The organism is Pseudoalteromonas sp. MelDa3 (assembly GCF_002863625.1).
Taxonomy (GTDB): domain Bacteria; phylum Pseudomonadota; class Gammaproteobacteria; order Enterobacterales; family Alteromonadaceae; genus Pseudoalteromonas; species Pseudoalteromonas arctica.
In genome coordinates this window covers 1-7,453 of the sequence record NZ_PJBR01000256.1, presented here as the reverse complement: position 1 = coordinate 7,453, position 7,453 = coordinate 1, and the positions used below count along the sequence as shown (strand labels likewise).

The window sequence follows — 7,453 nt, the reverse complement described above, 5'->3', positions numbered from 1 at the left end:
TATTTTCAGCGACAGCCAGTTCACAACAAGTTTACAGTTGGGTCGATAAAAATGGTGTACGTCATTTCTCAGATGTCCCAACAGATCAAAGAGCAGAAGTAGTTGAAGTAGTTGAAGGAATTGAATCTACACCTACTGTACAAAAAGTTGTAGTTAAAACTAATAACCGTATTCATGGCTTTGAAGATGAGCCTGAAGAACATATTCCGGGCTCTGAAGTAATAATTAAAGGAACAGGAGCTAGGCTCAGCTGTAATAAGCTTATTGCATATAAAGGGAATATATTTCAAGGCATTACTCGTTCAAAATACCATGATTCTGACACTCCAAAAAGAAAAGCCCTAGTAGGGTTAAGAATGCACGAAAATACTAAAGAAAAATTAAAAAAAGAAAACCAGAGGTTACAAACTCACCTTGAAAAACAACAAGAGTACTATAAAAAAAATGAATCAATTAAATATGCCATTGATAACTCGCTGGACCAGATAGCTGAAAATAAATGTGAGATCCAAGTCCATTTACGCTATATGGAACTCATTCAAAAAAAAATAAATTCACTATAATAACCAAGGATTGATATGATCAAAATTATGTTCACGATACTTTTATTTTCAAGTTTCGTTTTACAAGCAAAAGTATACAAGTGTGAAGACGAACTGGGCAAAGTATCGTTTACCGATATCCCTTGTGAGCAAGGTGATGAATCAGGCAATCCTCAACAGAACAACAGCACTTCGCAAAGTCCAATAATTAACAAGACTCCAAAAGAGGTTAATTCTATTAAAGAAGCCCTAAACTATGTGGGTTGGAACCAAATAGTGTTATTAAATTTAGACTTAATTGAACAGCAATATATAACTCCTAAAAAAAGCTTCAACTTTGAACATTCCTTTTTAGCACCGAGTCGTTATCAATACTCAACTGTTCCTATTCATAGTGTGACAGCAAGATTTATTAATGGTTTGGGTGAAATTATTTACCAAGGGAAAATATACACAAAAGATTTTTCTTCTAGAACTGATAACAATGGCTTTTTCAATGCTACTTTTTCTGATATCAATAAACGAATGATAGAGATGGGATTAGAAGACCAGACTGAGAACACTCTTCGCTATGGAAGAGGTAATTGGAGATGGACTCATCGTAATTTCGCCTGTCATGCTCGATCTGACTTTAACCCGAAAAGTTCAATTATTGGTTTGAAAATCACTTGTAAGACGAACAAATAGTTATTATCGTTATCTAATTAATAAAGCCGCGTTATAACACGGCTTTTTCTTTTAATTTAGGTACTTAAACACTACTCTTTTTCATTTTCCATAAAACGTTGCAACTGATCTTTTAAGTTTGGCGGAATGCCTTTAATCACTAGTGTATCGGTTGCTTCGTTGTACGTTACGCGCTCACCTAAGTGTTTACGTTCAAAACTTACACTTACACCCCCACCAAGGCCTGAAAACTTAACCATACTGGTTACGGTTTTCTTATCAACGGGGAAAGTTTCTTCCAAGTCATAGCTTTGCTCTTTGCAAAAACTATCAAACGGGCTGTCATCGCCTTTTGTAAGTGTTGCAGATAGATCGCTCACACTTGCATCTTCGCCTGTGGTTACGCAATCATTACAGTAATCAAATACTTGTTTACGTAAATCGTCTTTTTCTGATTTATCAAACTGTTGCTCTGATAAATAATCCTCTACTGCGCTAAGCATTACTTGGCTTTGCTGTTTTGAATCAATACCCTCTTCACAGCCTAAAAAGTCTAAGAAAAAGTCAGCAACTTTACGACCCGCACGTCCTTTGATAAACGAAATATAACGATTATCTTCTGCTTGCGTATCCCACGCTGTTAAATCGATACGAGCAGCGAGTTGCATGCGAGATATGTCTAAATGGCGAGAAGCCGCTAAATCAAGCTCAGACGTCATAGAATAATGCTCTTTAATGTTAATCATCGCAATTAACATGTAATCGGTAGCAACATACTGATAATGACAAAATACTAAATAGCCTGTTTCACTAAATGCATACTTATCAAGCTCTTCTTTTAAAACCGTTGAGGCTTGCTCGGTCATATGCCAAAAGCCTAGCTCATCGTTACGGTAGCTTTGCATTGCAGATGCTACAACGCTGTTTTTATCACCACTGAAAGCACAGTAACCTTTACCTGGCTTACCATTATATGCATGATGTAATTGTTCGATAAAAACGGCTACTTTATCGTTAATTACCATCTCATCATTTCGAAGGTGAATTTGCGTATCGTCGTCTTTTTTGTCTACATAATGAACGACTAATTTTTTAACGTCTGTTGTCATCTTTGTTTTTCACGCCTCTAGTGTTAAAATACGAGAATATAACTATTTTATTGAACCAACTGATGCCAATCTTATCAAAATACTCTAATGAAGAAGTAGAACAAATCGTCGATCAGCTTATTGATGTGCTAACTAAACACAATGCGCCGGTAGATTTAAGCCTTATGTGTTTAGGAAATTCTATCACGCATATCTTAAAAGAGCATGTACCAACAGGGAAAAGACAAGCCGTAACTGAGAACTTTGCAAAAGCTCTATCACAGTCGGTTAAATAAACTCTATGAATTTATCGCAGCACAATCAGTTTTCATCAAAAGCGAGTCAGCTATTAAGCTGGGGCCATTGGTTTACTTTTGCCAATATTGGCTTGGCGCTATTTATTAGCTTAAGCTACTTATTTGCCGACTCGCCACCAACAAGCTTTATGGGCATTACTTATATGCTAGTAACGTGGTTAAGCCACACTAGTTTTATCGCCTTTTTAGCGTTTGTGCTGACGGTATTTCCGCTTAGTTTAATATTCCCCTACCCACGACATATACGAGGCATGGCGGCTGTTATAGCCACACTAGGCGCTTCACTGCTTACCCTTGATGCTTATGTGTATGTTAATTTGGGTTATCATCTAAGTATATCTGCCTTACCTGAGATTATTTCTCTACTGTGGCATCGTTTAACCAGTTCACCTGCTTTAACAACCATTTTAGCCAGTGGGATTGTATTACTTATTTTAGGCTTTCAGCTACTTGTGAGTAATTACACATGGCAACACCTTGAGCGCTTAAAACAATATAAATTTGCACGTTACGCAATTTCATTTTTAATAGTGTGTTTTTCACTTAGTCACAGTATTCATATTTGGGCTGACGCAAATTTAAACTTTGACGTAACGAAGCAAGATAATGTACTACCACTTTCATACCCTACTACCGCTAAAAGTTTATTGGCTAAAAATGACCTGCTTGATATAGAAAGCTATAAGCAAGCACATAACGTAAAAATTAATAACCAAAATATTAGTTATCAAATGCCGAGCCCGCTTGATAAGTGTGAAGATTACACACAAGCCAATGTAGATATTTTTGTATTTGAAACCCAGCAACAACTCGCTAAATTTGTTGCCGATAATAAAAACTTACACAAAACAGAGCAGTTTTTACAGCCAACTAATCACGACGATATGCTATTTAGCTTAGTGTATGGTTTGCCAGCTTTTTATAAAGCAGCAATTTTAAGAGATCAAACTCTTCCCGCATGGCAAAGTCAGCGCCGCAGCATTGAAGTAACCGGCGTGGAAGAACTTAGTTTTATAAATGATCAAGCACATAGTTCTAGCGCAATTAGAGTTATTAAAAGTAGCGATAACGCCGTTGTACGAGATGATAAAACACAGGTTTTTGCTTTTAGTCTTGCCAATAACAAGCAAGAAGTAGTAACAACATCAACTTTATATAGCTCCGACAAACGTATTTCTAAAGTAGATGGACTTATTCAACCTAGCGATTTAATTGCAACAAGTGTTGGCCAATATTTAAATTGTAAAGCCATTGCTAAGCAAACAATGCTGGGCGTTAATTTATACAAGAAAAAAGATGATATGGGCGTTAACTACTCTCAGGGTGTTGTTATAGCCTATAAAAAAGATAGGATTACCTTAATAGATTCAGATGGTAACTTTAAAAACATCTCTGCCGCTGAGGGGTTTTCTATTGAACAAGGTTTAGATATACCATTTTTAGTACAGAGTATTAAAAAGCTTAAAACCTTCACTCAATAGCCGTTATCCTAACCTAGCTTGCTATACCACCAAGCTAGGTTATAGTTTTATATTGTTTTACTAAAAAATATAAAAATCAAGGACGGCATACATGTTTAAAATTCTTCGTTATATCATCCTCCACTCTAGCTTTTTACTTGCCAGTTTTTTTAGCTTTAGCGATACCACTTACTACAAATGCGTAACAGAAAAAGGCACAGTTTTTTCTCAACTTCCCTGTGACGACGAAGCAACGACTTATAAAGTTAACACAACGGGTAATCAGTATTCAGGTCCTCAAGTTGATTACACTAAACAACTAAATGAGCTTGAACGTGAAAGACTCCTGTCAGGTTTACAGGCAGAGCTTCGCAGTAATAACAACAAACTAACAATACTTGATCGTAACAAGCAGCGTGCTGAATATAAACAACAAGAACGGTTAAATCATATTCTAGCCATTGATGATAAAAAGCGTATTACCAAAGACATTACTAAAAAATTAAAAATAATTAATAAAGAGTACAAAAAAGATGTATTGATTATTACTAAACAAATTAAAATTCTCGAAAAAAAGATAGCTCAATACAAATAAATCACTCTTAATTAGCAAGTAATATTTATCTTGGTTTTAAACTTAAAATAACATACCCTTAACACAATAGAGTATAAGCTCTAGGGACTATTAAGGAGTGCAAATGCAGCCTCGCCATATTGCTGAATTAATTTTAACGGGTTTTAAAAGGCACTATCAGCTATTTCAAAAAACAACGGCCAAAGCCCCTCTCGCCTTTGCAAAAAAAGATTGGCAAGCAATTAATGATATCAGCCGTTTGCGTATCAGCTATTATGATGATCGTGTTAACGAAACCACACAAGCGCTAAAAAAAGAAACCCCAACAGAGCAATTAGATGAAAGCCTATGGCTCGAAGTTAAAAAGATATATCAGCATTTTTTATGTTTCCACCCTCAAGCAGAACTCGCCGAAACCTTTTATAACTCTGTATTTTGCCGGCTGTACCATAGGCGCTATTTTCATAATGACTTTATATTTGTAGAAGCAACTTTGAAAGATGCTCCTTCAGTACCTGTTGAGGCCGAATATAGGACATACTTTCCAGTAGTTGATGGCCTAAAGCCAACAATAAAGCGCATTATTAATCATTTTGATTTTAAAGCCCCATTTGTAAATTTAGAGCGTGATATTCGCCTTCTTGTTAAAGCATTTTATAAACAAGCCCCCGATACACATCATCAACCTTGGCAAATGCGCTTTGATATTTTACACACACCTTTTTATCGTAATAAAGCAGCTTATATTGTTGGTCGTGTTGTTTCAAAAAGTGGGGTTCAGCCTTTTATAATCGCCGTGTTACACGATGAAGATAACGGATTATATTTAGATGCACTTTTAACTAAATCATCTCAAATGCGTGTCATTTTTGGCTTTGCCCGTGCCTACTTTATGGTAGAGACTCATGCACCTTCAGCACTTGTCCGGTTTTTGAATCAGCTTATGCCAAACAAAACACTTGCTGAGCTCTATAACGCAGTGGGTTTTCATAAGCAGGGTAAAACTGAGTTTTATCGAGAGTTTTTAAATCACTTATCTCACTCTAGTGATGAGTTTACAATTGCACCGGGTACTCCCGGTATGGTGATGATGGTATTTACCCTTCCCTCATTTGGTTATGTTTTTAAAGTAATAAAAGACAAATTTGGTGAAAGTAAGCCCTTCGGCCGTGATACCGTATTAAAGCGTTATCAACTAGTAAAAAACCATGATCGCGTTGGCAGAATGGCCGATACCATAGAGTATTCTAACGTCGTATTTCCTTTGGCGCGTTTTGATAGTAATTTACTTGCGCAATTACATAAAACAATTGGCTCATCAATGGTAATTGAAGGCGAATGGTTGATCATCAAGCATTTATATATTGAACGGCGCATGACACCACTCAATTTATTTTTAGAAAATGCTGATGAAGAAAGTGCCGCAGACGCGATTGAAGAATACGGGCAAGCTCTAAAAGAAATGATTGCCGTTAATATATTTCCTGGCGATATGCTCTTAAAAAACTTTGGTGTAAGTAAGCACAAACGTATTATTTTTTACGATTACGATGAAGTTCAATACCTAACAGATATGAACTTTAGAGCATTACCAAAAGCAAAGAGCTACGACGATTATTTAATGGATGAACAAAGTTACTCTGTTGCACCACAAGATGTATTCCCAGAGCAGTTATGTACATTTGTAATGCCTAATCCTATGTATAAAAAGTTTTTTCTCAGCACTCATCCAGAGCTTATAGATGTTAGCTTTTGGAAGCAGGCGCAACAAAATATAAAAAATGGGCAGGTAAGTCATATTTACCCTTACCCGACAGCACAGCGATTTATCCATCACTGGTAGACGCAAAGGACACACAATGAATATAAGTAAAATAGATTTAAATTTACTCGTTTATCTCGATACATTGCTTCGAGAATGCAACGTAACACGCGCTGCTAATCAATTGAGTATTACGCAGCCCGCAATGAGTAATGGCCTTAAACGTCTTCGTAACTTATTTAACGACCCTATTTTAGTTCGTACCAGCGATGGTATGGTCCCGACAGAGCGCGCTTTAGAGTTACAACCCGTTATTCGTGGCATATTAATGACGCTTGAAGAAACCCTAGCACCTAATAGAGAATTTGAGGCAAGCCAGAGTAAACGTGTATTTAGAATAATGGCCAGTGATTACGCTGCAAGTACGTTAGCGCCAAAGCTCTTAAGTAAACTACACGAAGAAGCCCCCGATACTACTTTAGATATACTCACACCAAGTGATGTAACCTTTCATGACGTAGAAAACGGTAAAGTAGATATGGCAATCAACCGTTTTGAAAACTTACCTCAGTCTTTTCATCATAAACGTATTTGGAAAGACAGTTTTTGCTGCTTAGTTAAGGCCGACAACCCTATTATTGAAAACTTTAGCCTCGACAGCTACTTAAAAGCGCGCCATATATGGGTGAGTAAAACAGGTTTTGGTGTAGGCGTGGGCATGGACCCTAAAGATGTGCAAAAACTTGGTTGGGTTGACGAAGCACTTGCCCACTTTGGTAAACATCGTAACATTGCCACTTTTACGCGTAACTACCATGTAGCGATTCATTTAGCTAAAGAGAAAAATTTGATTGCGACCCTTCCTTCAAAAGCCGCAAATATATACTTAGATGATCCGGGGCTTAAAATTTTAGAGCCACCGTTTCCAATTCCTCCTTTTGAGCTTGATATGATTTGGAGCCCACTGTTACATCGCGATGCGAGCCATATCTGGTTACGCCAAAAAGTAGCTGAAGTAGCTGAAGAGCTAAAATAACTTTATTA

Annotated in this window: 8 protein-coding genes; 7 read left to right on the top strand and 1 reads right to left on the bottom strand. The window is 36.8% G+C overall.

Going from position 1 to position 7,453, the window contains the following annotated elements; translation table 11 throughout:
* Positions 1–563: DUF4124 domain-containing protein (locus tag CXF89_RS20820; RefSeq protein ID WP_145990862.1), on the top strand; the 563-nt coding region annotated here is incomplete at its 5' end.
* A 15-nt stretch (positions 564–578) separates the two neighbouring features.
* The gene (locus tag CXF89_RS20815; protein ID WP_121955651.1) at positions 579–1,229 is read left to right on the top strand and encodes a DUF4124 domain-containing protein; all 651 of its coding nucleotides are present in this window, start codon (positions 579–581) and stop codon (positions 1,227–1,229) included.
* Between the two features lie 71 nt (positions 1,230–1,300).
* Here CXF89_RS20815 and yejK read toward each other — a convergent pair whose 3' ends face one another.
* Positions 1,301–2,317 (bottom strand): nucleoid-associated protein YejK, encoded by a 1,017-nt coding sequence (gene yejK, locus CXF89_RS20810; RefSeq protein WP_121955650.1) that lies wholly within the window; start codon positions 2,315–2,317, stop codon positions 1,301–1,303.
* A 62-nt stretch (positions 2,318–2,379) separates the two neighbouring features.
* Here yejK and CXF89_RS20805 point away from each other — a divergent pair, with 62 nt between their 5' ends.
* The 5 genes from CXF89_RS20805 (at position 2,380) to CXF89_RS20785 (ending at position 7,445) form a co-directional block, all read left to right on the top strand.
* A complete protein-coding gene (locus CXF89_RS20805) occupies positions 2,380–2,592 on the top strand; it encodes a YejL family protein (RefSeq protein ID WP_007375276.1) in 213 nt (70 codons plus the stop codon).
* A gap of 5 nt (positions 2,593–2,597) precedes the next feature.
* Positions 2,598–4,094, top strand: coding sequence for a DUF3413 domain-containing protein (locus CXF89_RS20800; RefSeq protein WP_007585701.1), 1,497 nt, complete (start codon positions 2,598–2,600; stop codon positions 4,092–4,094).
* Between the two features lie 91 nt (positions 4,095–4,185).
* On the top strand, positions 4,186–4,668 hold the full coding sequence (locus CXF89_RS20795) for a DUF4124 domain-containing protein (RefSeq protein ID WP_121955649.1): 483 nt from the start codon (positions 4,186–4,188) through the stop codon (positions 4,666–4,668).
* A gap of 103 nt (positions 4,669–4,771) precedes the next feature.
* Positions 4,772–6,490 carry a bifunctional isocitrate dehydrogenase kinase/phosphatase gene (gene aceK / locus CXF89_RS20790; RefSeq protein ID WP_007585698.1) on the top strand — a complete coding sequence of 573 codons (1,719 nt, stop codon included), beginning with the start codon at positions 4,772–4,774 and terminating at the stop codon, positions 6,488–6,490.
* A gap of 16 nt (positions 6,491–6,506) precedes the next feature.
* A complete protein-coding gene (locus CXF89_RS20785; RefSeq protein WP_002961484.1) occupies positions 6,507–7,445 on the top strand; it encodes a LysR family transcriptional regulator in 939 nt (312 codons plus the stop codon).
* Positions 7,446–7,453 lie beyond the last annotated feature (8 nt).

What these genes read in the sequence shown, in the direction of transcription:
- CXF89_RS20815 (WP_121955651.1), top strand. Translation starts at nt 579, where the DNA reads ATGATCAAAATTATGTTCACGATACTTTTATTTTCAAGTTTCGTTTTA.
- yejK (WP_121955650.1), bottom strand. Translation starts at nt 2,317, where the DNA reads ATGACAACAGACGTTAAAAAATTAGTCGTTCATTATGTAGACAAAAAA.
- CXF89_RS20805 (WP_007375276.1), top strand. Translation starts at nt 2,380, where the DNA reads ATGCCAATCTTATCAAAATACTCTAATGAAGAAGTAGAACAAATCGTC.
- CXF89_RS20800 (WP_007585701.1), top strand. Translation starts at nt 2,598, where the DNA reads ATGAATTTATCGCAGCACAATCAGTTTTCATCAAAAGCGAGTCAGCTA.
- CXF89_RS20795 (WP_121955649.1), top strand. Translation starts at nt 4,186, where the DNA reads ATGTTTAAAATTCTTCGTTATATCATCCTCCACTCTAGCTTTTTACTT.
- aceK (WP_007585698.1), top strand. Translation starts at nt 4,772, where the DNA reads ATGCAGCCTCGCCATATTGCTGAATTAATTTTAACGGGTTTTAAAAGG.
- CXF89_RS20785 (WP_002961484.1), top strand. Translation starts at nt 6,507, where the DNA reads ATGAATATAAGTAAAATAGATTTAAATTTACTCGTTTATCTCGATACA.